The sequence below is a fragment of the Pseudomonas tremae genome (assembly GCF_001401155.1).
In the GTDB taxonomy this organism is placed as follows: Bacteria; Pseudomonadota; Gammaproteobacteria; order Pseudomonadales; family Pseudomonadaceae; genus Aquipseudomonas; species Aquipseudomonas tremae.
The window spans coordinates 54,390-78,932 of the sequence record NZ_LJRO01000508.1; the positions used below are offsets into that span (position 1 = coordinate 54,390).

Consider the following 24,543-nt stretch of genomic DNA (forward strand, 5'->3'; position numbering starts at 1 on the left):
GGTGGCCACCACCTTTACCCAAGTCAAAAGCAAGTGGGTGGGGGGGCGCTCAGAGCAGAGCAGAACACTGATAGCGTGTTGCATACGCACGGATCAGGTCGACAGTGGGCAATGAACGGAGCACCAGAGGTGGGTCCCATGCTGGCTGACCCACAGGCTCGGACCATTTTGCCTGCTCGCCAGGCAGCCACATTTCAAGCGTTACCCGATGGTCGCTGCAACCTTCTCTGGCAAGGTGGTGACAGAGCAGCAACCCATAGACCTCCATATTCAGAAAATCACGCTCTTCCTTTGCCAGAACAGCATCCTCGGCCCACTTGGGCCGCATCAGCCGCGGCCGCGAGTAATACTTGAAATCCACGATGGTCCAGGCCTCGTCATCCCGAGTCACCAGATCGGGACGCCGCTCAATGTGGTTGCGCGCGAAGAGTTTCTGCCGTTGTCTGTCCCAGCGGGACTGGGACTCGTAACTCGACAGTCCATGCGGCAGATGCTGGTCATCACAGGTTTCAAAGCGCTCTTCGCCACCCGCCTTTTCGCTCAGCGCATGGCACAGACAGATCGACTCCCAGACCGCCCAGAAGTCGTTCACTCCCCATACAAGCCCGCAGTGGGCGCCCCCCTGACTGCCAGCATTCAGGTAAGACTCGAGCGCGCCATGCAACTGATGATAGTGGGCGTCCCGCGGTACCGCGCATCGATCGATAGACTGCAACAAGTGACGCAGACGACTCAGACTGCGCTGACGCGACTCGGCATCGCCACGATAGAGAGAGTCCTCGGCACTGAGGTAGCGGTGTCGAAAAGCCTCTGCCAGGGCCTCCCCTTCGCCAAGAAAACTACCCCAGGCGCAAAGCGGATCGACCTTCAGCAGTTCTCGATAGAAATCCAGGGCAAGGACACAGTAAAGCCCGACTATATCGGCCTTGCCGAACTGCCCGGTCTTGAGCGGTCCCTGAACATAGTCAAGGTAAGCCACGCCACTTTGGTCGAACACGGCCCGGTGCAGGTGTCTGTCAAATCGGCGATACGGATCATCAACGCTGCGGCATCTCCTCTCGCAAAGGGACAGCAGACTGCGTGGGTCAGCCTTGTCGAACAGTTCATCGAGCCCGAGCGCATCATGAAACGAAACGCTGTCGCCACCACGCCCACAGCCCTCTTCCCGAGCGTCTTCCGTGCCGTCACGGGGGCTCGACGAATCGCTGTCAAGACGGGTTCGGCGAAAAACTACAAAGCAGCGGTAAAGCAGCGAGAGGGCCTCTGCGCTGTCCATCTCTGCCATACCATAAGGGACTTTCAGCAAGTATCGGCCATAGGGTTCGCGTACCAGCCCCACTTCATTGCCACTTTCGACCCGTTCGATCTCGTCCAGCCGCATCTTCAGACTTCTTCGGCTGTAGAGTTTTCTTCTGCCGGAGCGCTGGCTGCGTTTTCACGCGGCGGCACAGTTGCTTCAACCGGCCCGGCGCACAAGCGTTCGACAAACTGCTCAGCCTGATCCGCAAACTGCCCGAAGGTACGCAGCTCCTGATGCTTCAGATCGAGCAGATTACAGAGCGGTGACTTGTCTCGATCAAATACGTTGTCCCACAAGTAAAAGAACAACTTGCCGACGATATCGGTGCGCTCGATGTGATAGGAGGCTATGCCCACCTCAAACACCGATAGGGTTTGCAGGTAGTCTTCGACAATCAGGCCCGTGTCATCGGACTTGTATTTCTTGCGGCTCCGATTGGAGCAGTAATAATCATTGGCCACACCAGAACCGGAGCGGATCGCGGTGAATTTCAGCTCGGCGCTTTTATCATAACCGCCATGCTTGAGAAGCCTTTGCTTGTCGGTTTCAGACAACTCTTCTGCCAGAAGCCTGTGCTGCTCGTCGAACGCTCTGCTCTCAGGCACACCGCTGATCATGTCGCCGAACTTGCTGGCGCTGGCTTCCAGTGCAGCCAGATGCGCCGGGTGGGCCTGAAGCAGGGTCTGTTTGTCGATTCTGCACTTGGCCTTTACAAACCAGGGGCCGACCAGTTTGTCATCCAGCCTGGGCGCAGTGCAGCGTTCACGGATGAACCGGTTCAAGGCATTCACGAACGTCTGCCATGTCAAACCCCGCCCCCATGGCATAAGTGCATCGCGCTGTTCGGCGGGCACTTGAACAAAACCTTCGGCACAAAACTCGAAATGCCAACGCCGCTTGAACGCCGAGTCCATGAAGAATATGGATTCATCACTGGTGTTCATGGTGCCGATCATGTGCAGGTTCGGCGGCAGGCACAGCTGCCGCAATTCCAGACAGGTTTGCAGCTTGTCGGTCAACTCAGGATAAGGCCAGGAATGACCGAGCACGCGTTCAAGCTCTGCTTTGAAAGCACATAACACCAGTTCGGAAACACTGATCTCGTAACTGGACCAGCCCGACTCATCGCGGTCCAGCAGTTGGAACACATCGCCGAATATTTCCGCGCAGTTGCCCCGGTTGATTTCATCCAGTAACAGCACAACGTTTTTCGGTGCCTGACCGGCAGAGTCTTGAAGCTGGTAAGCGAATGCCATCGCCAGCGCCCGGATGAAAGGACCTGCGTGAACGTGGTACTCGATTTGCCCACTCTTGTTGGTGGTAGGCAGCAGCCTTGCGACGAATTCGCCGTAACTGTAATCGGGATGAAAGGTGAGCGGCACAATACGCGCCTTGTCCACGCCAAGTGCCAGTGCTTTTTCCGCTCGTGCCCGATGGCTTTTGCTGGTACCGGGCGGACCGAAAAGTATTGATTGGTGCTCAACCATGAACGATGCCTCTCCTTGAACGAATGCCGGTGCCAGAACAGTCTCTCGATCTGGGGACTGCCTCACATCGCAGGCGTTGTCAGCCATGCAAACCCAGCGCAAAGTACCATCAAAGATCAATGGTTTGAATGGCCATGCGGTTACTGTATGACGGCTCGTGCGCCGGACTGCAAGGCAGTCGGCGCAAAACATTGCATCTACCCTTCGCTACCGTGGACTATGGCCGCTACGCTGCGCCTGCGTGATACCGAGAGCATTTGTCGCCCTGAAAGGAGTTCAGCCATGCCATCCACCACCCGCCGTCGCGACCTGTATGTGTCATTGAAGTTGATTGTCTGCATTGCACTGGGCATCTGGCTGGGCGCAATGGCTGTTTTTTTCACGGGTATGCTGTACTTCAAGAACTTGCCGCCCGCGCAAAGCCAGGCGCTGGAAAATGCTGCCGCGCAACTGACCGCCCCGCCCGCGCAGAAAACCACCCCGCCGTCTGAGCCGGAAACTGAAATGTTCCGCAAATACGAGCAAAGCCTGCGTGAAAGCGAGGCCCGGCAGGCCCGCGAGCAGGTTCAGGAACAACAGCAGCGCACGTTCAGCCGCTCCAAGTGTGACTTCTGGATACAGCAGGATCGCACCGCTCCGAGCGAGAAAAGTCGTGCGAGCATCGATCAATATTGTGGATAACTCATGAACAAGCAGGACGTGTTGCAGCTGATCATCGATAAACTGGAAATTGATCTGGACGTTGCGCAGCGGGCTGCGCAGACCGCTTACGAAACGGCTACCCACGAAGAAAACATCGCTGAAAACAAATACGACACGCTGGGCCTGGAAGCCTCTTATCTGGCAACTGGCCAGGCACGACGGGTAGAGGAAATACGCCAGTCACTGACGCTTTATCAGAAGTGGTCACTCAAACCTTTCGATGAATCGCGAGGCATTCAGACCGGTGATCTGATAATCGTCGAAGCCCAGGGCGGGCAGACTCACTACCTGTTTCTGGGGCCGGATGCTGCAGGCCTGAAGGTCAGCGCGGGCGACCAGTTAATCACGGTGATCACCGCACGCGCGCCACTGGGGCAAAGCTTGTTGGGCAAATTCGAAGACGATGCCGTACAGATTGTCATCAACGGCACAGGACAATCCTACGAGATTACACAAACGTTGTGACAAAGCGGCCATCTGCGGGGTTGCCCGCGCCGAGTTTTTATGGGTAAGGTGGGCCGTCGCTACAACCAGCGCAACCGGGGCTACATCAAAGCGAACAAGGACTAACACCCAAGGAGATTTTTCATGACAAACGTCATCGCATTCCCTGACGCCCATGAACGTGATCGCCTGAAGTCCAGTCAAGATCCGGCGTTGAGGTACCTGAACAAGAAAGAGCGACAACTGATCGACCAACTGCGTTCGACCAGCCATGCGGGACGCCAGTACGTTTACGACTACGCAAGCATCATGCACCTGTCCAGGCCGCTATACCCTGAACCTGTGGATTGACTGCACTCCGTACAGCCTGACCGTGAGCTGCACCGATACGCCGGCGCAGCTCACAGAGGTTCAGCGTGTCAGCGAAAAGATCAGTGCCGAGATAGCCACCAAACCGGCGGCAATTACAAAATAGTTGGACCATGCGCCTGCATACTTTCGCATGGCCGGCACTTTGTAGATCGCATACATCGGCATCAGGAACAGCAGCGCCGAAATAACCGGCCCGCCCAGCGTTTCGATCATGCCCAGGATGCTCGGGTTAAGCGTTGCCACCAGCCAGCACACTACCAGCATGAACATCGCAGTCATCCGGTCCAGAGCCTTGGGGGCCGGACGACGACCGGATTTCAAAACCAGCCCTTTCAGACCCTCGCTGGCACCGATGTAGTGCCCGAGGAACGACTTGGAGATGGCCACGAACGCAATCAGCGGCGCGACAAAAGCGATTGTCGGGTTATTGAAGTGGTTGGCCAGGTAAGACAGGATCGAGATGTTCTGCGCCTTGGCTTCGGCTAACTGGGCTGGTGAAAGGGTCAGTACGCAGCTGAAGACGAAAAACAGCACCATCACCACCATCAGGCCGTGAGCACGAGCCAGAATCTGCGAACTGCGCACCTCAGCGTTCTCGCCGTACTGACGTTTCTGGTCTACCGCGAAGGCAGAGATGATCGGTGTGTGGTTGAAGGAAAACACCATCACCGGGATAGCCAGCCACAGGGTCGGCAGAAATGCCGAGGGCTCAGGCAAGGTGGTCGCGGTGCTCAGGATACCGCCGGTCCAGTGCGGAATGAGGAATACCGCAAGGAACAGCAGCGCGACGATAAACGGGTAAACCATCAAGCTCATGGCCTTGACGATGAATCGCTCGCCACACCGCACTACGGCCAGCAAACCCATGATCAGCACAAAAGCCAGCACCGCACGTGGGGGCGGCATTACGTGCAACTGATGCTCGAGAAAACTGCCTACGGTGTTGGTGAGTGCGACGCTGTAGATCAGCAGAATCGGAAAGATTGCAAAGAAGTACAGCAAGGTGATCATCGCGCCAGCGCCCTTGCCGAAATGCTGCTCGACCACTTCTGTGATATCGGCCCCTTCGCGTCCGGACAGCACGAACCGGGTCAAGCCACGGTGCGCGTAGAACGTCATCGGGAATGCCAGCAATGCCAAGGCCATGAGTGGCCAGAAACCGCCAATGCCTGCATTGATGGGTAGAAACAGAGTACCTGCGCCGATGGCGGTACCGAACAATCCGAGCATCCAGGTGGTGTCATTACGATTCCAAGAGGCGATGCTCTCGGGAGCTACGTCCAGACGTTCTACGACGCCATTAGCCTGATCATTCATCCGGTCGACTCTCCGTGGCCGGTTTATCAAAAAGGAAGACGCGTCGAAAAAGCGGGCAGTTCCGCGCCTCCCTCGAAAACAGCGCGGCAGATTCTCCGGGATTGGCAGCAGAAGTCAAAGGCTTGTAGGACAATACTTGCAAGGCGGCGATGTCTTTACGTTACGCACGCCTTGCATACCAAGGGCTGGCGATCAATTGTCCTTCTGTCGTGAGCCGTGCGTTTCTAGCCTTTCTGGCTTATCCAGACGCCATCAACCGCCATCAACCGCCACACACTCAGGCACAGTTGCGCGTTATGCGAAAAAAACACCGAGCGATACCATCACCGCGCGAAGGCTCGGCCAGCGAGCTTTCAACTGCGAGCATGATCGCGCGCGCAGACCAAAGCCTTTCAAGAGCCAAAACAAAATGTTGAGTATCAATGCAGGCCCGTTCGCCATCGCGGTTTCACACGTGCTACTGCTGACGGCCCTTGTGCTGGCGACGCTGATAGAAGCCCGTTGCCTGCGCCATGTCGAACCCAAAAAGACAGCTGTATTCGGGCTGTTCATTCTTGGCCTCATCACTGCACGTGCGGCCTTCGTTGCTGCCTACTTCGCTGAGTACTGCGACGCGCCCTGGAAGGCGCTGGACATCCGGGATAGCGGCTTTCTGGTCTGGCCGGGTGTTATCGGGGCCGTGATGGGCGGTTTGATCATCGGCTGGCGACACCCCAAGCGACGTCGTGCGCTAGCGTTGGGCCTCGGCACCGGGCTGCTCGTATGGCTGCTGGGCGGCCTGATTCTGAGCAGCTACCAACAGGGGGCGCCACTGCCCGAAACAACGCTGCTGGACACGACTGGCAAACCGGTCAGAGTCTCTGACTACCGAGGCAGGCCTATTGTCATAAACCTTTGGGCAACATGGTGCCCTCCGTGCAGAAGGGAAATGCCAGTGCTGCGAGATATGCAACTGGCGCGAACGGACATCGTATTCCTGTTCGTCAATCAAGCCGAAAGTGCCGATACAGTCAGCCGCTACCTGTCGACACAGGGCCTGCCGCTGCGCAACAGCTTACTTGACCCGGACGGGGAGTTTGCCCGGCAAGTCGGCTCGGTCGCGCTCCCGACTACACTGTTCTATTCGCCTGAAGGGCGCTTGACGGGCAGCCATCTGGGTGAAATATCCAAGGCCAGCCTGATACATTATCTGGACATTCAAAACGGAAGTGGTTCGCAGGATTCGGTATCGACTGGCAATCATTAGCGAAAGCCTGCTGCATCGATTCACCTATCCATGTATAAATGCCCTGACACATTGGTCATCTCTGGAGACTCAGCGCATGCGTTACGCGCTCGATCATAAGGCCCAAACCCACCAACGCATCGTCAAGGAAGCGTCGATGCGCTTTCGGCGCGACGGCATTGGTGCTACAGGCTTACAACCTTTGATGAAAGCACTCGGCTTGACCCATGGCGGTTTTTACGCGCATTTCAAATCCAAGGATGATCTGGTCGAACAGGCATTGAATCACGCCCTCGACGAGGTAAAAGGAATCACCAGCGAAGTTTTCGCCAAACAGGACTCGCTCAGTGAATTCATTGATCTATATCTTTCTCTTGACAGTCGTGACGCACCGGATGGCGGATGCCCGTTACCGAGCATGTGCCTGGAACTGGGACATCGCGATCAACCCAGCGAGGTAACTGACAAGATCATTCTTCATTTGCTTGAGCTGTTCGACAAGGCACCTTCTGGTGACAAATCCAGAAGCTTGCCAACATTGTCTACTCTGGTAGGTGGCTTGGTACTGGCGCGCAGCGCTTTCGACGACGCGTTGTCGAAACGCATTCTTGACGAGACACGCGACTTCCTCAAACAGGAGCTGAGAAAAACCGCAAACTGACACATTGAAGATGTGGACGTTGTCGCTGTATCAACGCTTATTTAACGATGCACCCAAAGACAGGCCGATCAATGATCGGCCTGTCTTTTTTCAGGCGCCTTTAATACTTAGTTAACGGACAGCTTATCGCGGTTCCTGTCCAGAATGGCCTTGCCAATGCCCTTTACTTCAATCAGCTCATCGACCGACGTGAACTCGCCGTTGGCGTCTCTGTACGCAACGATGGCATCGGCTTTGCTCTTGCCAATACCGGCCAGCTGCTTCTGGAGGGTTTGTGCATCGGCAGTGTTGAGATTGACCCGATCTTCGCGCTGCTCATGAACGACAGCGGGTGCTGCGTCCATGGTCATCATGGGCGGCGGCTGAGCCGGTTGTTGGGCGGCGCTGACCGCAACCGAGGCTGTGGTCAGCAAGGCAAAAACAAGAGAGCTGAAAAAAGGGGTTCGCATAGATGAAGCTCCATAGCAGTTCAAGGCAGCACTCCAAATGCTGTGCCTAAAACTTAAACCACTGTTTCTCTCGGGAAAAGAAACGGAGCATTGCGACCTGTTTCGACATCAATCAACGTATGTCTGCGCCTGACAAACCTCAGTAAAAGCGAGGGAAATCACGGTTCTCCGCTGCGTTCCTGATACATCCAGTCAACGATTTCGCCTTCTGGTGTATAGCCGTTGACTGTTTCACGCAGTAATTGACGCACACTGTTGTAATCGTCCCGATCAACCGCATCCAGCAACTTTGTCAGGCGGCCTTTCAGCACATCCCATTGCAGGTAATCTTCGTTCGCACTCATGATCATCGGATGTTCGGTGGCGACGACGTTGTCTCCGATCAGCAGCTCTTCGTAGAGTTTCTCGCCCGGACGCAGCCCGGTAAACTCGATCGAAATGTCACCGTGCGGGTTCTTCTCGGAACGAATGGCCAGACCTGACAGGTGAATCATCTTTTCGGCAAGTTCGATGATCTTGACCGGCTCGCCCATGTCCAGAACGAACACATCACCGCCATGGCCCATGGAACCCGCCTGAATGACCAACTGGGCAGCCTCGGGGATAGTCATGAAGTAGCGGGTGATCTTCGGGTGGGTGACCGTCAGAGGTCCGCCTGACTGAATCTGCTTGTGAAACAGCGGTATCACCGAGCCTGACGACCCCAACACATTGCCGAAGCGGACCATGGTGAAGCGGGTCTTGTTCACCTGATACACATTGGCCTTGTCGCCAAATATGACCGGCGCCGTTTCGCGACTCAGGGCCTGCAGTATCAACTCGGCAAGGCGCTTGGTGCTGCCCATTACGTTGGTCGGCCTGACCGCCTTGTCGGTAGAGATCAGGACAAAGTTGGAAACACCCGATTGCAAGGCCGCCTGGGCGGTATTGAGCGTACCGACCACGTTGTTGAGCACACCCTCGGCAATGTTGTGTTCGACCATCGGCACATGCTTGTAAGCGGCCGCGTGATAAACCGTGTCGACCCTCCAGGTTTTCATGATCGACAGCAGCTTGGGGTGGTTGCGTACTGAACCGAGAATGGGCAGCAACTTGACCGAAAGCGATTCGCGCGCCGAACGCTGCTCAAGCTCGGAAAGAATGCTGTAAAGGTTGAATTCGCTGTGATCCAGCAACAGCAGCTGGGTGGGCTGCAGCAGGAGGATCTGGCGGCAGAGCTCTGAACCGATCGACCCGCCGGCGCCAGTCACCAGGACCGTCTTGCCCTTGATGCAATGCTCCAGCAGGTTGTCCCGCGCAGGTACCGAGTCACGTCCCAGAAGGTCGGCGATATCGACTTCCTGGAGGTCGTCCACCTTTACCCTGCCGGCCGCCAGATCCATGAAACCGGGAACACTTCGCACGTGAAGCGGGAAGCCTTCCAGAAAACCGAGAATTTCCCGACGCCGCCCACGTGATGATGATGGAATTGCCAGAAGAATCTCTTGAGCGCCGGTTGAATCTATCATTCGCTGAATGTTTCGCGGCTTATAAACCTGAAGGCCTGAAATCACTCGATTGGAGATTGATTCGTCATCATCGATGAACGCCACGGGATGCATGAGGCGCCCCATGCGCAATGCAGCGACCAACTGATTACCAGCAGCACCGGCACCGTAGATGGCGACTTTTTGCAGACCATTGTCACTTTTGGCAAAGGGCACGTGCTGCGCTGCCGCAAACCAGTCACCGAGAAAATATTGGCGCATGGCAAGGCGTAGACCGCCGATCATGACCATGCTCAGCCACCAGTAGTTGAAGATGACCGAGCGCGGGACCAGTTGCTGATGGTTGCTGTAGACGTAAACCATGCACCCCAGTATCAGGGATGACATCGTGACCGCCTTGATGATCGCAATCAGGGCATCATTGCCGAAATAGCGCATGACCGCCCGATACATGCCAAAACGGATAAACAGGGGAATGGCGGCGAGCGGCGCACTGATGAAAAGCCAGGTGTGTTTTTCCAGCGGGTTGATCAGTTCGTCGATACCCAGTCGCACGACAAACGCCATCCACAGAGCCAGCCAGACGAGCAGCACGTCGGCAGCAACCTGAATTATCCGTTTTTTGCGGCGGGGTAACGCCAGCAAACTGGACCGCAACCTACTCATCAATTGTTTAATGCTCCGTTATGCTGCCGGTTGAACATCACTGGAACCGGCGCCTGAGAAACAACTACGTGTCTGAGACAACCGGAAACCCGCTTCGTTACATCCTTTCCGCTTCACCCGCCCTGAACCTCAGGGCCAGACAAACCAGCGGTACGTAGGCAATTGCCGTCCATGTCAGCCCATCGCCCCCCATCAGCGCTACCCACAGTGCCACGGGTAGCAGCCATACCAGATTGATCATCACGACGGCCAGCGTCACAGGCAGGTGCTTGCCGTAATCCCGCGAAGCGAACTGATAGGCGTGACTTCGGTGGGCTTCGTAGACTTTCTCTCTACGCAACAATCGGCGAATCAGGGTCAGGGTCGCATCGACGATAAACACGCCCAGCAGGATCAGCCAGCACCAGAATAGCTGAGGCGAAGCCCAGGAACCCTGAATGGATAGCAAACCGAGGACGATTCCGAGAAAACCGCTGCCCGCATCCCCCATGAATATCTTGGCCGGGGGAAAGTTCCAGCACAGAAAACCTGCCGCAGCAGCGGCCAGCAGCAGAGACTCCCACGATAACCCGACATGGCCCCCCAATGCATAAATGATGCTCATGCCCAGGCACACGGTCACCGCCTCGACGCCAGCAATTCCGTCGATGCCGTCCATGAAGTTGTAGAGGTTCAACATCCACACCAGATAGAACGCGGCAAGTACCTGGCCGAGCGGCCCCGGATCGAAGCTCCAGCCCATGATGCTGAGTGGCGCAAGTCCGCCCAGCCAGAACAAGGTCCAGCCGGCAGCGACAAAATGCCCGAGAAGCCGCCAGCGTGCAGCAATGTGCCCATGGTCGTCCATGAAACCGACCAGTGCCACCAGGCCTCCCGAACCGATGATGGCGGTAAGAGCAGACGCTGACAGGTGCCCGATCCCGGTCAGTAACGTTACGGCCAGGAGAAACGCGATGACAATGGCAACGCCGCCACCACGGGGAGTAGGCAAGGAGTGAGAGCTGCGCGCATTGGGCACATCAATCAGGCTTCTGGCCAGTGCGTATTTGCGCAGCAACCCCGTCAACGCCAGAGACAGGAGCGCAACCACCGCTACCGATAGCCACTCAATCATGCTTGTCATGTTCCAGATAATACCGAGCCGTATCGCGCATCGCGTGTTCAACACTCACAGGTGGATGCCAGTCCAGCATCGTACAGGTTTTACTGATATCGACCTGCAACGAGCTGCATAAACGCTGGGAAAACGCGCTCTTGCCCAACAACGTTGCCGCCCCTTTCAACACACCGGCCGGAACGGGCAGTAATCTGGCCGGTTTGCCAAGCGCCTTGCCCATCTCACGCAAGAGCCGACTGGTGGAAAGATCATCCCCGTCACTCACCAGAAACGTCTGCCCCGCAGCAGCAGGGTGCTCGACACAGCGCATTAGCAGATCAGCCAGATTGTCGACGGCGACCAGGCTTCGACGGTTATCAATGGCCCCGAGCGGCAACGGCACGCGCTTATCGAGCCAGCGCATCATGCTTTTGAAGTTGGCTTTGACCCCAGGGCCATAGACCAGCACCGGGCGAATGATCACGACCTCCAGGCCCGTTCGGACAGACAACTCGCGCAGCCCCTCCTCGGCCTTCAACTTGGAAACGCCGTAGGCGTCCAGCGGCTTGCAGGTGTCGTCGGCCGTGAACGGCGCGTTCGGCGCTGTAACCTCGCCATGGGCCTTGATGGAACTGAGGAAGATGAAGCGCTTCACACCTGCAGCTGCCGCCTGTTCGGCCAGGTTCAGGGTGGCGCTGACGTTGGCGCGAAAATATTCCTGGTCTGGCTCGGAAGCAGTTTCGGCGAGTACATGAACGCGCGCTGCACAATGCACAACTACCTTCGCATCACGCAGAAATGCCGCCCAATCATTATCCGGCGCAAGGGACTTTACCTGAACGACCTCCACACGTTGCGCAGGGCACTGATACGCACCTGCGTTCCGGACAGCGACCCTTGCGGAATAACCGGTACGATCAATCAAATAACGAACGACAGCGCTGCCGACGAACCCTGTCGCACCTGTTATCGCAACCAATGCAACATCATCGCTCATGCAAGAACGCCCTTCCAAATCGGCCAAATATTCCTTATGTGACTCTTTTTGACAACTAAAATATTTTCAATCTATCTTGCCACTTCTCCAACCGCCTTCTTTACAACAGTTATGCCAGAACGCCGAGTGGTTAAAATGAACAGGCCGTTTTCGCCAGACAACTAGAACGCCCGCTCGGACCTATAAAAAACCGTCAGGGAATGACAAGATCCACAGCATGTTTTTGAAGAGCGTACTTACGGGATAACACAGTCCCCAGCGCTTCTTTGGCGGAGGCCTCGCCATGCACCAGGCGGACCTGCGCAGGCCACTCTTTCATACCAGTGACAAACTCGACAAGTTCAGCCTGATCTGCGTGGGCAGAATAACCGTTGGCGGTGTGAATACCCGCACGAATATCAAAACGCTCGCGGTCCAGCTCGACGTAGCCTCCCAGCGGGCCATGAGACTGAATGGCTGCACCCGGTGTGCCTTTGCCCTGATAACCGACAAACACCACATTATGTCGACGGTCGCCCAACATGGCTTTCAGGTAATTGACGATCCTGCCTCCTGCACACATGCCATTACCGGCAATGACAATGGCGGGACGCGCAGTACTTGCGAGGTAATTGACGGTGCGCAGGTGCTGCTCGTGAGTGTCTATACCGATCAACTGATCAAAACCCAACGGCTTTCTTCCGGCCCCCGAGCGAAGCCGGGCATCGTTATCCCAATAATCTTCAAATGACTGGTAGAGCTTCGTGAAACGACTTGCCAGCGGTGAATCGAGAATGACCGGCAACCGTGACCAGTCGCCAGGCAGGATGTCGTCGCCGTCGAGCCGAGCAGAGCCTTCGCCGGCCTGACTCAGCAGCATCTTGCGCCGCAGAATGTCCTCCAGCTCATAGAGCAACTCCTGAGTACGACCGATACTGAAGGCTGGAATCAGGACCGTGCCGTTGTCTTCCAGCGCCTTGTCAATGATTCGCTCGAGCCCTTGCTGGCGAGTACTGCGATCCTCATGAAGACGATCACCGTATGTGCTTTCCAGAACCAGAATGTCTGCGCGCTCCGGAGGCTTTGGCGCAGGCAGGAACGGCGTATGACTGGCGCCCAGGTCTCCGGAAAAAACCACGCGGATGGAGCGCCCTTCCAGCGGGTAGTGCAGGTCGCATTCCACATATGCCGAACCCAGAATATGCCCGGCACGCTGCAGGCGAACCTTGCAATGCAGCGATTCGTGATCGATCAGGCTGAACCAGTTATCGAACGGCAACGCAATGACCCGCTTGTTAATGGTCTCGAGGTGTCGCTCGGCCTGTGCGGGATCGTGGGCGAATGCAATTTTAAGCGTGTCCTCCATGACCAGCGGCAGCATGTGAGCGCTGGGCTCGCTGCACAGTATCGGCCCTGTATAGCCTGCCGCCAGCAATTCGGGAATACGTCCGACATGGTCATTATGGACGTGAGTGACCAGCAGCGCCCTGATGCTCTCGGGGTCGAAATCGAACGATGCTGACTCGACCCGCCCTTCGCGCCCCTGGACCGAACCGCAGTCGATCAACAGGCTGCTTGAACTGTTCATGAGCAGTTGATGGCATGAGCCGGTGACAGTATCGACAGCGCCGTGGTGAATGATTTCCGGGTAAGACATGCAGTTACCTTTTGTTGCCTTCCTGAATCGGTGGCGAGTGCCACAATCCGACTTCAGGCCTGGGCCGTTATTTCGGCGCATTCTGCACTTGAACAACTTATTTTCAAGACTTGACACAACGCTGTTACAGAAACGGCTATCGTCACTGAATGCAACTATAGCCGTACGCCCCTTGAGAATGGGCACTCTGTTTTAAAAAGAGAATATTCCTACGCGCAGCAGTAACATTTACTCAACTAACGCGAGAATAAACTGACGATATTATAAGTACGAATTTCGGTAAAAAACCGGATGGTGTGCTGAAATACACTACAGCACACGTGCAAGGCGTGCCGTTTTATCGAGGAGAGAAGTCGGCTGGCTTTCAGATGACATCGTCACACCAGCAACCGAAGAGGCCTGAAGACTCTACTCAGGCAGAACGAACGGAAGGCGAACGTTTTTTACGAAAGCTGGTAATCCACGCCAGAAACGGGCCTATGAGCATGCCCAGAAGCAGCGCTATGACTACAGGCAAAGCCAAAGGAAGCTCCGGCGCTGACCAGCCAAACAGGTTCACGGCAACGGACTGCCGATTTTCAAGCACAAATACGGTTGTCGCCAAGGCAACGAAAAGGACGGCAACGATCAGAATGACTCGTTTGAAAATACGCATCTGTTGATCCTTTGGTGGGCGGCTTCAAAAGCCCTCTTCTTCATCTTCGTTCACCCGGTCTCGAAGCTCTTTGCCCGGCTTGAAATGCGGTACAAATTTACCATCGAGACTGACCGATTGGCCGGTCTTCGGGTTACGCCCTACTCGCGGTGCACGGTAATGCAGAGAGAAGCTGCCAAAACCCCGAATCTCGATTCGGTCACCGGTTGCGAGGCACTGAGACATTTGTTCAAGCATGGTCTTGATGGCCAGCTCGACATCCTTGGATGAGAGCAGCCCTTGATGGGTGACAATTCGTTCGATCAACTCCGACTTCGTCATATTTTTCCCTTCTTTTTCAAGCAGCTAGATCAGCGCTCCGAAGGTTTTAGCATGACCGGATGAATTTGAACAGCCCATGTATTGACTTATGTTCAACGCTGCCAACCAGGCACAAAGCGTTTACACCCTTGTTACAGGAAAGAGACACCAGAACCCACGATGAGCTGACAGGGCCCGAGAGGCTATTGAAGGCGTTTTACGACCAAAGCCGTACATGACAGGCTGAAGGGATAACAGCGGTGTGGCCCGAATGGCGAGCATGAAAAAGGGCGACCGAAGTCGCCCCTTTTATGGTCAAGCAGAACTTAGTTCTGTTTTTCCATTTGCGCGCGCAGCAGGTCACCAATAGTGGTAGGACCAGTGCTTTCAGCAACTTCAGGCTTGCTACGCAGGCTCTGGATTGCTTCTTTCTCGTCTTCAACGTCTTTCGACTTGATGGACAAGCTGATTACGCGGCTCTTGCGGTCAACGCTGATGATCTTGGCTTCGATCTCTTCGCCTTCTTTCAAAACGTTACGCGCGTCTTCAACGCGGTCACGGCTGATTTCGGAGGCTTTGAGGGTCGCTTCGATGTCGTCGGCCAGAGTGATGATGGCGCCTTTGGCGTCAACTTCTTTAACGATACCGCGAACGATTGCGCCTTTGTCATTGACAGTGACGTACTCGGAGAAAGGATCGCTTTCCAGCTGCTTGATACCCAGCGAGATGCGCTCACGCTCAGGATCAACCGACAGAATCACAGTGTCGAGCTCGTCGCCCTTCTTGAAGCGACGTACGGCTTCTTCGCCCACTTCGTTCCAGGAGATGTCGGACAGGTGAACCAGACCGTCGATGCCGCCGTCCAGACCAATGAAGATACCGAAATCGGTGATCGACTTGATGGTGCCGGAGATTTTATCGCCCTTGTTGAACTGGCCAGAGAAATCTTCCCATGGGTTGGATTTGCACTGCTTGATGCCGAGGGAGATACGACGACGCTCTTCGTCGATGTCCAGAACCATGACTTCCACTTCGTCGCCAACCTGAACGACTTTCGAAGGGTGGATGTTCTTGTTGGTCCAGTCCATTTCGGAAACGTGTACCAGGCCTTCCACGCCTTCTTCCAGCTCTGCGAAGCAGCCGTAGTCGGTCAGGTTGGTAACACGCGCGGTAACGCGGGTGCTTTCCGGGTAGCGAGCCTTGATAGCAACCCATGGGTCTTCACCCAGTTGCTTCAGACCCAGGGAAACACGATTGCGCTCGCGATCATACTTCAGGACCTTTACATCGATCTCATCGCCAACATTGACGATTTCCGATGGATGCTTGATGCGCTTCCAGGCCATGTCGGTGATGTGCAGCAGGCCATCGACGCCACCCAGATCGACGAATGCGCCGTAATCGGTGAGGTTCTTGACGATACCTTTGACTTGCTGGCCTTCCTGCAGGGACTCGAGCAGAGCTTCGCGCTCGGCACTGTTCTCGGCTTCCAGGACACTGCGACGGGAAACGACAACGTTGTTGCGCTTCTGGTCCAGCTTGATGACCTTGAACTCGAGCTCTTTGCCTTCCAGGTGAGTCGTGTCACGCACAGGGCGGACGTCAACCAGAGAACCAGGCAAGAACGCACGGATGCCGTTAACGTCGACAGTGAAGCCGCCCTTAACCTTACCGTTGATAACGCCCTTGACCACTTCTTCAGCTGCGAAAGCCGCTTCCAGAACGATCCAGCACTCGGCACGCTTGGCTTTTTCGCGGGACAGCTTGGTTTCGCCAAAGCCATCTTCGACCGCGTCCAGCGCAACGTGAACTTCATCGCCGATCTTGATGGTCAGCTCGCCAGCGTCGTTGTGGAACTGTTCCAGCGGGATGAGGCCTTCAGATTTCAGACCGGCGTGAACCGTAACCCAACCAGCCTGGTAGTCGATATCCACGATTATCGCGGTGATGATCGAACCGGCCTGAAGGTTGAGGGTCTTTAGGCTTTCTTCAAAAAGTTCTGCAAAGCTTTCGCTCATTTTAATTCCTGTTGATCAAGGGCGAAGAATACGCCCATCTGCCACGCTCCAGACAACGTGGGTTTCGTTCAAGTAAAAGAAAGCCTGCGGGACTATGACTGGTCTCCCGCATGCTTCTTCGTCACCCGGCAATATCGCGGAGTGCGATTTCGCTCAGAATGCGTTCAAGCACCTGCTCGATGGACAACTCGGTGGAATCCAGCTGTATGGCGTCGTGCGCCGGCTTGAGCGGTGCTACCGCTCGCTGGGTGTCGCGCTCGTCGCGCGCACATATCTCATCTAGCAGACTCGACAGACTAACATCATCGCCCTTGGCCTTCAACTGCAAGTAACGTCGGCGCGCACGCTCCTCGGCACTGGCGGTGAGGAATATTTTCAGCGGGGCGTCCGGAAACACGACCGTTCCCATGTCGCGGCCATCAGCCACAAGCCCCGGTTCTTCCTGAAAGGCGCGCTGGCGCAACAACAGGGCATCGCGTACCGCCGGCAATGATGCAACTTGCGAAGCGCCGCTTCCGACCTGCTCATTGCGAATGGCCTGAGTGACATCTTCGCCCTCAAGGATGATGCGCTGCCCCTGCCCTTCCCGGGTCGCCTCGAATTGCACGTCCAGGTGAGCGGCAAGGACCTTGAGCGCTTCTTCGTTGGTCAGGTCGACGCCATGATTGCGCGCGGCAAAAGCCAGCAAGCGATACAAGGCACCGGAATCAAGCAGGCACCAGCCAAGCTTTCTGGCCAGCAATCCGGCAACCGTGCCTTTTCCGGAACCGCTAGGTCCGTCGATGGTAATAACGGGGGGTTTGATCTTCACTTTTTGTCCTCTTGCGCTACACGCATGCCGACTTGAGCGCACAGCGCCAGAAAATGGGGAAACACTGTGGCGGCATCCGCACAATTCTGAATACGGATGGGCGCCGAAGCCCGTAACGATGCAACGCGAAACGCCATGACGATACGCTGATCACCGCGAGCATCAACCTCGCCGCCATCTGGCGTGCCGCCTTCGATAATAATGCCATCCAGCACGGGCTCGGCCTCGATTCCGAGGGTGAGCAGCCCGTCAGCCATCAGCCTCACACGCTCTGCCTGTTCAGCCTGCAGCGCCTGTGCGCCGCGCAGAATGGTACGCCCTTCTGCGCAGGCTGCGGCAACCAGAAGCACTGGAAACGTGTCGATGGCCAGCGGAACCAGCGCCTCCGGGACATCGACGCCTTTCAGCCTGGCAGAGCGCACGTGCAGGTCTGCCAGCGTTCCGCCTGCCGTTGCACGGACGTTTTGCAGCGCAATATCGCCACCCATAAGGCGCAGAACATCTATAGCCCCCTCGCACGCCGGGCTGACGCCGACATCTTCCAGCAGCAAGTCACAGCCTTCGCTGATCGAGGTGGCGACCATAAACAGCACCGAGGACGTGACATCAATTGGCCCTTTGATGCGATGACTTACACCGTCACCGGAGCGGACTGCGGCGTTACGCTGATCGCCGGGCGCCGCATCCACGCGCGCGCGGCTGGCCAGAATTCTGCCGAAATGCTCGCGAGCCGCGCGAGCACGCGTGAATACGTCCAGCAACTGCGGCCCATCGCCCGCATCGACAGCATCGCGCAAGGCATCGAGATCACTGCGAAAGGTATCCAGCGTTCGCAACACCGCCTCGCGATTGGCCATGAAGATGTCATGCCACATGGTCGGATCACTGCCTGCGATACGTGTGAAATCACGAAAGCCGCCGGCAGCGTACCTGAATATTTCGAGGTTTTCGTTACGCTTGGCCAGCGAGTCCACCAGACCGAACGCCAACAGGTGCGGCAGATGGCTGGTTGCGGCCAGCACTTCGTCGTGGCGCTCGACCTGCATGTGCTCTACGTCGGCGCCCAGAGCGGACCACAACTGATCAACGACTGCAACGGCATGCGGGTCGGTTTCGGCCAGCGGAGTCAGGATGACCTTGTGGCGCCTGAACAGCGCAGCATTGGAGGCCTCGACGCCGCTTTGCTCGGACCCGGCGATCGGGTGCCCCGGCACGAAACGCGACGGCATCTGCCCGAATGCCTGTCGCGCAGCCCGGACCACGTTGCCCTTGGCACTGCCGACATCGGTCAGTATTGCGCCGCCGAGGTCAAGTGGCGCGAGCAACGCAAGCAGCTTCTCCATCGCCAGAATCGGCACAGCCAGTTGAATAACGTCGGCGCCGCAGCAGGCCAGGGCCAGATCCGCTTCACAGCGGTCCACAACGCCCAGCTCGACTGCCAGCTCACGTGACCTTGGGTCGAGATCGACCCCGACCACTTCCCGGCAAAGACCGCTCTCGCGCACACCCTTGGCAAACGAGCCGCCAATCAACCCGAGCCCTACCACCACCAGTCGACCGATCAGAGGCCGGACAGGCTGTTCTGAAATCACATCAACCACGCGAACACACCTGACAGACCGGCAAGGCAAAAAACAGACAGATCATGTACCGCCCCCTCAAAGAACCGCTTTAGGGTAAGAACCCAGCACCTTCAAGGCCACGGCTTCGCTACTGATTTTTTCCAGCACGGACTTGACCAGCGGATCCTGATGGTGACCGACGAAGTCGATGAAGAACACATAGGTCCACTTGCCACTGCGTGACGGACGGGTTTCGATCCGCGTGAGGTCCAGCCCGCTCTCGTGGAACGGCACCAGCAATTCATGCAGCGCGCCCGGCTTGTTGCTCATCGAAACAATGATCGAGGTCTTGTCATCGCCGGTAGGCGGGACTTCCTGATTACCAATGATAAGGAACCGTGTCGAGTTGTCCGGGCGGTCTTCGATCTTTTCTGCAAGGCGGCTCAGGCCATAAAGGCCTGCTGCCATATCGCCGGCAATGGCCGCAGAGTTCCACTCACCCTTGACCCGCTTGGCGGCCTCGGCATTGCTGGCCACCGCAACCCGCTCGACATTCGGGTAATGCGCATCCAGCCATTTACGGCACTGCGCCAGCGACTGGGCATGTGAATAGATACGCGAGATGCTCTGCGTCTTGGTGCTTTCGCCCACCAGCAAATGGTGGTGGATGCGCAGCTCGACTTCGCCACAGATCACCATGTCGTGCTCGAGAAAGCTGTCCAGCGTGTGGTTGACGGCGCCTTCGGTGGAGTTTTCCACCGGGACCACGCCAAAATTCACCGCACCGGCGACCACCTCGCGAAACACTTCGTCGATGGCGGCCATCGGCAGGCTGATGACCGCATGACCGAAGTGCTTCATCGCGGCAGCCTGAGTAAACGTGCCTTCCGGACCGAGGTAGGCGACCTTGAGCGGCTGCTCAAGGGCCAGGCAGGAAGACATGATCTCGCGGAACAGACGCGCCATCTCTTCGTTGCTCAACGGCCCGCGGTTACGCTCCATCACCCGCCTGAGCACCGCAGCTTCGCGCTCGGGACGATAGAACACCGGCACCTCGCCTTCAGCCAGCGAGGACATTTTCACCCTGGCCACTTCCTGTGCGCAGCGAGCCCGCTCACTGATCAGCTCCAGAACCTTTTCATCGAGGCTGTCGATACGGACGCGAAGCGCCTTGAGTTCTTGCTCGGACATCAACCGTGCTCCTTCTCGAAGTCTTTCATATAGGCCACCAATGCATTGACCGCATTGAGATCCACCGCATTGTAGATAGAAGCGCGCATGCCACCGACCGAACGGTGGCCCTTCAGGTTGAGCAGGCCATTCGCATCGGCACCGGCCAGAAACGGCTTGTCGAGACGATCATCCGCCAGACGGAACGGGACGTTCATCCACGAACGGTCAGGCTTGTTAATGGGGTTGCTATACAGCCCGCTGGCATCGATGAAGTCATACAGCGTGCGCTGCTTGATGTCGTTCAGCTTGCCGATTGCCTCCACACCGCCTTGCTCTTTCAGCCATTCAAACACCAGCCCCGACAGATACCAGGCCAGCGTCGGCGGCGTGTTGTACATCGAGCCGTTGTCGGCAGCGACCTTGTAATTGAGCATGGTCGGGCACAGCGAACGCGCGCGCCCCAGCAGGTCCTCGCGAATGATCACCACCACGATGCCACTGGGGCCGATATTCTTCTGCGCACCCGCGTAGATCATGCCGAAACGCGATATATCTACCGGACGCGAGAGAATGTCCGAAGACATGTCGGCTACCAGCGGCACATCACCGATCTCCGGGATCCAGTCGAATTGCAGGCCACCGATGGTTTCGTTCGGTGCGTAGTGAACGTAGGCCGCGTCCCGGGACAGCTTCCAGTCGTTCTGGCCAGGGATGGCGAAGTAATCGTAAGCCTTGGCGCTGGCCGCGACATTGACTGCGCCGTAACGCGACGCCTCATCAATAGCCTTCTGCGACCAGATACCGGTGTCGATGTAATCGGCCTTGCCGTCTTCAGGCAACAGGTTCAGCGGGATCTGCGCGAACTGCTGGCTGGCGCCGCCCTGCAGGAACAGCACCTTGTAATGGGAGGGAATGGACAGCAGATCGCGAAAATCCTGCTCGGCCTTGGTGGCAATGGAGACAAACTCGTCGCTGCGGTGGCTCATCTCCATGACCGACAAGCCTTTGCCGTGCCAGTCGAGGAGCTCCGCCTGGGCACGCAGCAGAACAGCTTCAGGAAGCGCAGCAGGACCTGCGCAGAAGTTAAAGGCTCGCTTGCTCATATCCACTCTCGTCAAATACGTTGGGTCTGTACGCGCTTGTTTCTGGATGCTGCATCACGAGCAGGCAGCCGCCATGGCGGTCGGCAGCTCGTTACGAAAATTCTGATCCGGTTCAGGCTGGCCGAATGCCGCAAGGGCTGGACTTGCCCGTGACGCAGATGCAATCACAGACGAGCCAGCCCTTACCTGATTTACGTTACAACTCAGTTCTGAGGTTCGTCATCATCGGCTGCTGCGTCGGCCTGCAGGTCTTCACCTGCATCCTCGACGTCCGCATCAATAACACCTGCAACCAAACCATCAACAACCTCTTCGCCCTCAAGCTCTTCGCCTTCGACTAACGATGGTTCCTGAACACGCTCCAGGCCAACCAGTTTTTCGTCGCTGGCCAGCTTGATCAGGGTCACGCCTTGAGTGTTACGACCCAGGCTGGACACTTCTCCGACGCGGGTACGCACCAGTGTGCCCTGGTCGGAGATCAGCATGATTTCCTCGCCATCAAGCACTTGAACTGCACCGACCAGGCGGCCGTTTCGCTCGTTGCTGACCATGGCGATAACGCCCTGCCCGCCGCGCTTGTACTCGGGGAACTCGGAGATGGCCGTACGCTTGCCGTAGCCGCGCTCGGAAGCGGTAAGGATCTGGCTGCCTTCTTCCGGGATCAGCATCGAAATCAGCTTCTGCCCTTCAGGCAGACGCATGCCACGCACACCGCGAGCCGTACGGCCCATGGCGCGAACGTCGGATTCCTTGAAGCGGGTAACCTTGCCGCCGTCGGAGAACAGCATGATTTCCTGTTCGCCGTCAGTGATGGCAGCAGAAATCAGGATGTCGCCTTCGTCCAGCTCAAGGGCGATCAGACCGACGCTGCGCTGACGGCTGAATGCCACCAGCGGAGTCTTCTTGACCGTGCCGTTGGCCGTGGACATGAAGATGAACGGAGCCTTCTTCTTGTCGGCAGCCTTGATGCGGGCCTTGCGCTCTTCTTCGGTTTCGTTGCTGTTTTCCGCGTCGTCCAGCTCGCCTTCGAGGGCTTCGCCTTCTTCGTCGGCACGCTTGCGCATGGCTTCGAGATCGACCGGCAGCATGGTGGTGATGTACTCACCGTCGCTCAATGGCAACAGGTTGACCAGCGGGCGACCACGTGCAGCGCGCGAGGCTTCCGGGATCTCGTAGGTCTTGAGCCAGTAAACCTTGCCCTTGCTGGAGAACATCAGCAACGTGGTATGGCTGTTGGCAACCAGCAGGTGAGCGATGTAGTCCTCATCCTTGATGCCGGTAGCCGACTTGCCCTTGCCACCGCGACGCTGGGCCTGATAGACCGCCAATGGCTGGGTCTTGGCGTAGCCACCGTGAGAAATGGTGACAACGCGCTCTTCTTCGGTGATCAGATCACCCAGGGTCAGGTCCAGACGCGCATCGAGAATTTCGGTGCGACGGGCATCGCCGTACTCGGAACGGATGAGTTCGAGCTCTTCGCGGATCACTTCCATGAGGCGCGTGGCGCTGTTCAGGATGCGGATCAGCTCGCCGATCTGAGTCAGGATTTCCTGATATTCGCCCAGCAGCTTCTCGTGCTCCAGACCGGTCAGACGATGCAGACGCAGCTCCAGGATGGCCTGAGCCTGTTCCGGCGAAAGGAAATACTTGCCTTCACGCAGACCGTATTGCGGATCGAGGTTTTCAGGACGGCATGAGTCGGCACCGGCACGCTCGACCATTTCGACCACGGCGCTCGATTCCCAAGGCGTCTTGATCAGCGCTTCCTTGGCTTCGGCAGGTGTCGGCGAGGCCTTGATCAGCGCGATGACCGGGTCGATGTTGGACAGCGCCACGGCCTGACCTTCAAGGATATGGCCACGCTCACGCGCCTTGCGCAGTTCGAAGACGGTACGACGGGTGACCACTTCACGGCGGTGGCGAACGAACGCTTCCAGCAGATCCTTGAGGTTAAGGATGCGCGGGCGACCGTCGATCAACGCAACGATGTTGATACCGAAGACGCTTTGCAGCTGGGTCTGGGCGTAGAGGTTATTGAGAATGACCTCAGGCACTTCGCCACGGCGCAGTTCGATGACCACGCGCATGCCGTCCTTGTCGGACTCATCGCGCAGTTCGGTGATGCCTTCGAGTTTCTTTTCCTTGACCAGTTCGGCGATCTTTTCGATCAGCCGCGCCTTGTTCAACTGGTAAGGCAGCTCGGTGATGACGATCTGCTGGCGACCACCCACCTTGTCGATGTCTTCGACGATGGAGCGGGCACGCATGTAAATGCGTCCACGGCCGGTACGATAGGCTTCGATGATGCCGGCGCGACCATTGATGATCGCTGCGGTCGGGAAGTCCGGGCCGGGGATGTATTGCATCAGTTCGTCGATCGTCAACTCGGGGTTGTCGATCAGCGCCAGACAACCGTCGATGACTTCACCGAGGTTGTGCGGCGGGATGTTGGTCGCCATGCCCACGGCGATACCGCTGGAACCGTTGACCAGCAGGTTGGGAATACGGGTCGGCATGACCGCGGGGATCATTTCGGTGCCGTCGTAGTTCGGCACCCAGTCCACTGTTTCCTTGTGCAGGTCGGCCAGCAGCTCGTGAGCCAGCTTGGTCATGCGCACTTCGGTGTATCGCATGGCCGCAGCGTTGTCGCCGTCGACCGAACCGAAGTTGCCCTGGCCGTCTACCAGCAGGTAGCGCAGCGAGAATGGCTGAGCCATACGAACGATGGTGTCGTACACAGCCGTGTCGCCGTGCGGGTGATATTTACCGATCACGTCACCAACCACACGGGCGGATTTCTTGTACGGCTTGTTCCAGTCGTTACCCAGCTCGCTCATTGCGAACAACACGCGCCGGTGCACGGGCTTCAAGCCGTCGCGCGCATCGGGCAGTGCCCGACCCACAATTACGCTCATTGCGTAGTCGAGGTAGGACTGCTTCAGCTCGTCTTCGATATTGACCGGGAGGATTTCTTTGGCCAGTTCGCCCATGAGAAGCCTGATTCCTTTTTCTGGTGAAACCTCATAAATCCATTCGGGATTTACAAAGCTCGCCGCTGCCAGCATTTGCAGGCAGCGACTTA

General features: G+C 57.0%; 21 protein-coding genes. 5 read left to right on the plus strand and 16 right to left on the minus strand.

All coding sequences use genetic code 11. The features are described from left to right. Positions 1-49: 49 nt before the first annotated feature. Together ALO43_RS27790 and ALO43_RS27795 are read right to left on the minus strand one after the other, a co-directional pair. The gene (locus ALO43_RS27790; protein ID WP_054998460.1) at positions 50-1,381 is read right to left on the minus strand and encodes a hypothetical protein; all 1,332 of its coding nucleotides are present in this window, start codon (positions 1,379-1,381) and stop codon (positions 50-52) included. Positions 1,382-1,383: 2 nt separating this feature from the next. Further along, the gene (locus tag ALO43_RS27795; protein ID WP_024690067.1) at positions 1,384-2,787 is read right to left on the minus strand and encodes an McrB family protein; all 1,404 of its coding nucleotides are present in this window, start codon (positions 2,785-2,787) and stop codon (positions 1,384-1,386) included. Between the two features lie 282 nt (positions 2,788-3,069). Here ALO43_RS27795 and ALO43_RS27800 point away from each other — a divergent pair, with 282 nt between their 5' ends. From ALO43_RS27800 to ALO43_RS27810, 3 genes are all read left to right on the plus strand, one after another. After that, positions 3,070-3,468: a hypothetical protein gene (locus tag ALO43_RS27800; RefSeq protein WP_005889775.1), complete on the plus strand. Its 399-nt coding sequence runs from the start codon at positions 3,070-3,072 to the stop codon at positions 3,466-3,468. Between the two features lie 3 nt (positions 3,469-3,471). After that, positions 3,472-3,954, plus strand: coding sequence for a GreA/GreB family elongation factor (locus ALO43_RS27805; protein WP_054998461.1), 483 nt, complete (start codon positions 3,472-3,474; stop codon positions 3,952-3,954). Between the two features lie 123 nt (positions 3,955-4,077). Further along, positions 4,078-4,284, plus strand: coding sequence for a hypothetical protein (locus tag ALO43_RS27810; RefSeq protein WP_002554553.1), 207 nt, complete (start codon positions 4,078-4,080; stop codon positions 4,282-4,284). Positions 4,285-4,344: 60 nt separating this feature from the next. Here the strand turns inward: ALO43_RS27810 and ALO43_RS27815 are convergent, their stop codons facing one another. Then, a complete protein-coding gene (locus tag ALO43_RS27815) occupies positions 4,345-5,622 on the minus strand; it encodes an aromatic amino acid transport family protein (RefSeq protein WP_024669874.1) in 1,278 nt (425 codons plus the stop codon). Positions 5,623-6,031: 409 nt separating this feature from the next. Between ALO43_RS27815 and ALO43_RS27820 the strand changes: the two genes are divergently transcribed. Together ALO43_RS27820 and ALO43_RS27825 are read left to right on the plus strand one after the other, a co-directional pair. Next, a complete protein-coding gene (locus ALO43_RS27820; protein ID WP_054998462.1) occupies positions 6,032-6,868 on the plus strand; it encodes a TlpA disulfide reductase family protein in 837 nt (278 codons plus the stop codon). Between the two features lie 76 nt (positions 6,869-6,944). Beyond that, on the plus strand, positions 6,945-7,508 hold the full coding sequence (locus ALO43_RS27825; RefSeq protein WP_005889767.1) for a TetR/AcrR family transcriptional regulator: 564 nt from the start codon (positions 6,945-6,947) through the stop codon (positions 7,506-7,508). 107 nt (positions 7,509-7,615) lie between these two features. Here ALO43_RS27825 and ALO43_RS27830 read toward each other — a convergent pair whose 3' ends face one another. From ALO43_RS27830 to gyrA, 13 genes are all read right to left on the minus strand, one after another. Further along, positions 7,616-7,957, minus strand: a complete 342-nt coding sequence (locus ALO43_RS27830) for a ComEA family DNA-binding protein (protein WP_005889766.1) — start codon at positions 7,955-7,957, stop codon at positions 7,616-7,618. 158 nt (positions 7,958-8,115) lie between these two features. Beyond that, positions 8,116-10,110, minus strand: coding sequence for a polysaccharide biosynthesis protein (locus tag ALO43_RS27835; RefSeq protein ID WP_005889765.1), 1,995 nt, complete (start codon positions 10,108-10,110; stop codon positions 8,116-8,118). A gap of 97 nt (positions 10,111-10,207) precedes the next feature. After that, the gene (locus ALO43_RS27840; RefSeq protein WP_024690071.1) at positions 10,208-11,224 is read right to left on the minus strand and encodes an MraY family glycosyltransferase; all 1,017 of its coding nucleotides are present in this window, start codon (positions 11,222-11,224) and stop codon (positions 10,208-10,210) included. Further along, positions 11,217-12,203 (minus strand): UDP-glucose 4-epimerase family protein, encoded by a 987-nt coding sequence (locus tag ALO43_RS27845; protein WP_054998463.1) that lies wholly within the window; start codon positions 12,201-12,203, stop codon positions 11,217-11,219. The genes ALO43_RS27840 and ALO43_RS27845 overlap by 8 nt, the downstream gene beginning before the upstream one ends. A gap of 193 nt (positions 12,204-12,396) precedes the next feature. After that, positions 12,397-13,839 carry an MBL fold metallo-hydrolase RNA specificity domain-containing protein gene (locus tag ALO43_RS27850; protein ID WP_005889760.1) on the minus strand — a complete coding sequence of 481 codons (1,443 nt, stop codon included), beginning with the start codon at positions 13,837-13,839 and terminating at the stop codon, positions 12,397-12,399. Positions 13,840-14,251: 412 nt separating this feature from the next. Then, positions 14,252-14,494, minus strand: a complete 243-nt coding sequence (locus tag ALO43_RS27855) for a LapA family protein (RefSeq protein WP_005889759.1) — start codon at positions 14,492-14,494, stop codon at positions 14,252-14,254. 24 nt (positions 14,495-14,518) lie between these two features. Continuing rightward, a complete protein-coding gene (gene ihfB / locus ALO43_RS27860; protein ID WP_002554561.1) occupies positions 14,519-14,815 on the minus strand; it encodes an integration host factor subunit beta in 297 nt (98 codons plus the stop codon). Between the two features lie 305 nt (positions 14,816-15,120). Beyond that, a complete protein-coding gene (gene rpsA / locus ALO43_RS27865) occupies positions 15,121-16,812 on the minus strand; it encodes a 30S ribosomal protein S1 (RefSeq protein ID WP_002554562.1) in 1,692 nt (563 codons plus the stop codon). A gap of 121 nt (positions 16,813-16,933) precedes the next feature. Continuing rightward, a complete protein-coding gene (gene cmk, locus ALO43_RS27870) occupies positions 16,934-17,623 on the minus strand; it encodes a (d)CMP kinase (RefSeq protein WP_005889756.1) in 690 nt (229 codons plus the stop codon). Then, positions 17,620-19,224 carry a prephenate dehydrogenase/arogenate dehydrogenase family protein gene (locus tag ALO43_RS27875; RefSeq protein ID WP_005889754.1) on the minus strand — a complete coding sequence of 535 codons (1,605 nt, stop codon included), beginning with the start codon at positions 19,222-19,224 and terminating at the stop codon, positions 17,620-17,622. The genes cmk and ALO43_RS27875 overlap by 4 nt, the downstream gene beginning before the upstream one ends. A 57-nt stretch (positions 19,225-19,281) precedes the next feature. Continuing rightward, positions 19,282-20,376, minus strand: coding sequence for a prephenate dehydratase (gene pheA, locus ALO43_RS27880; protein ID WP_005889752.1), 1,095 nt, complete (start codon positions 20,374-20,376; stop codon positions 19,282-19,284). Further along, positions 20,376-21,461: a 3-phosphoserine/phosphohydroxythreonine transaminase gene (gene serC / locus ALO43_RS27885; RefSeq protein ID WP_005889748.1), complete on the minus strand. Its 1,086-nt coding sequence runs from the start codon at positions 21,459-21,461 to the stop codon at positions 20,376-20,378. Before serC ends, pheA begins: the two co-directional genes overlap by 1 nt. Positions 21,462-21,664: 203 nt before the next feature. Continuing rightward, positions 21,665-24,451 (minus strand): DNA gyrase subunit A, encoded by a 2,787-nt coding sequence (gene gyrA / locus ALO43_RS27890; protein WP_054988964.1) that lies wholly within the window; start codon positions 24,449-24,451, stop codon positions 21,665-21,667. Between the last annotated feature and the right edge of the window lie 92 nt (positions 24,452-24,543).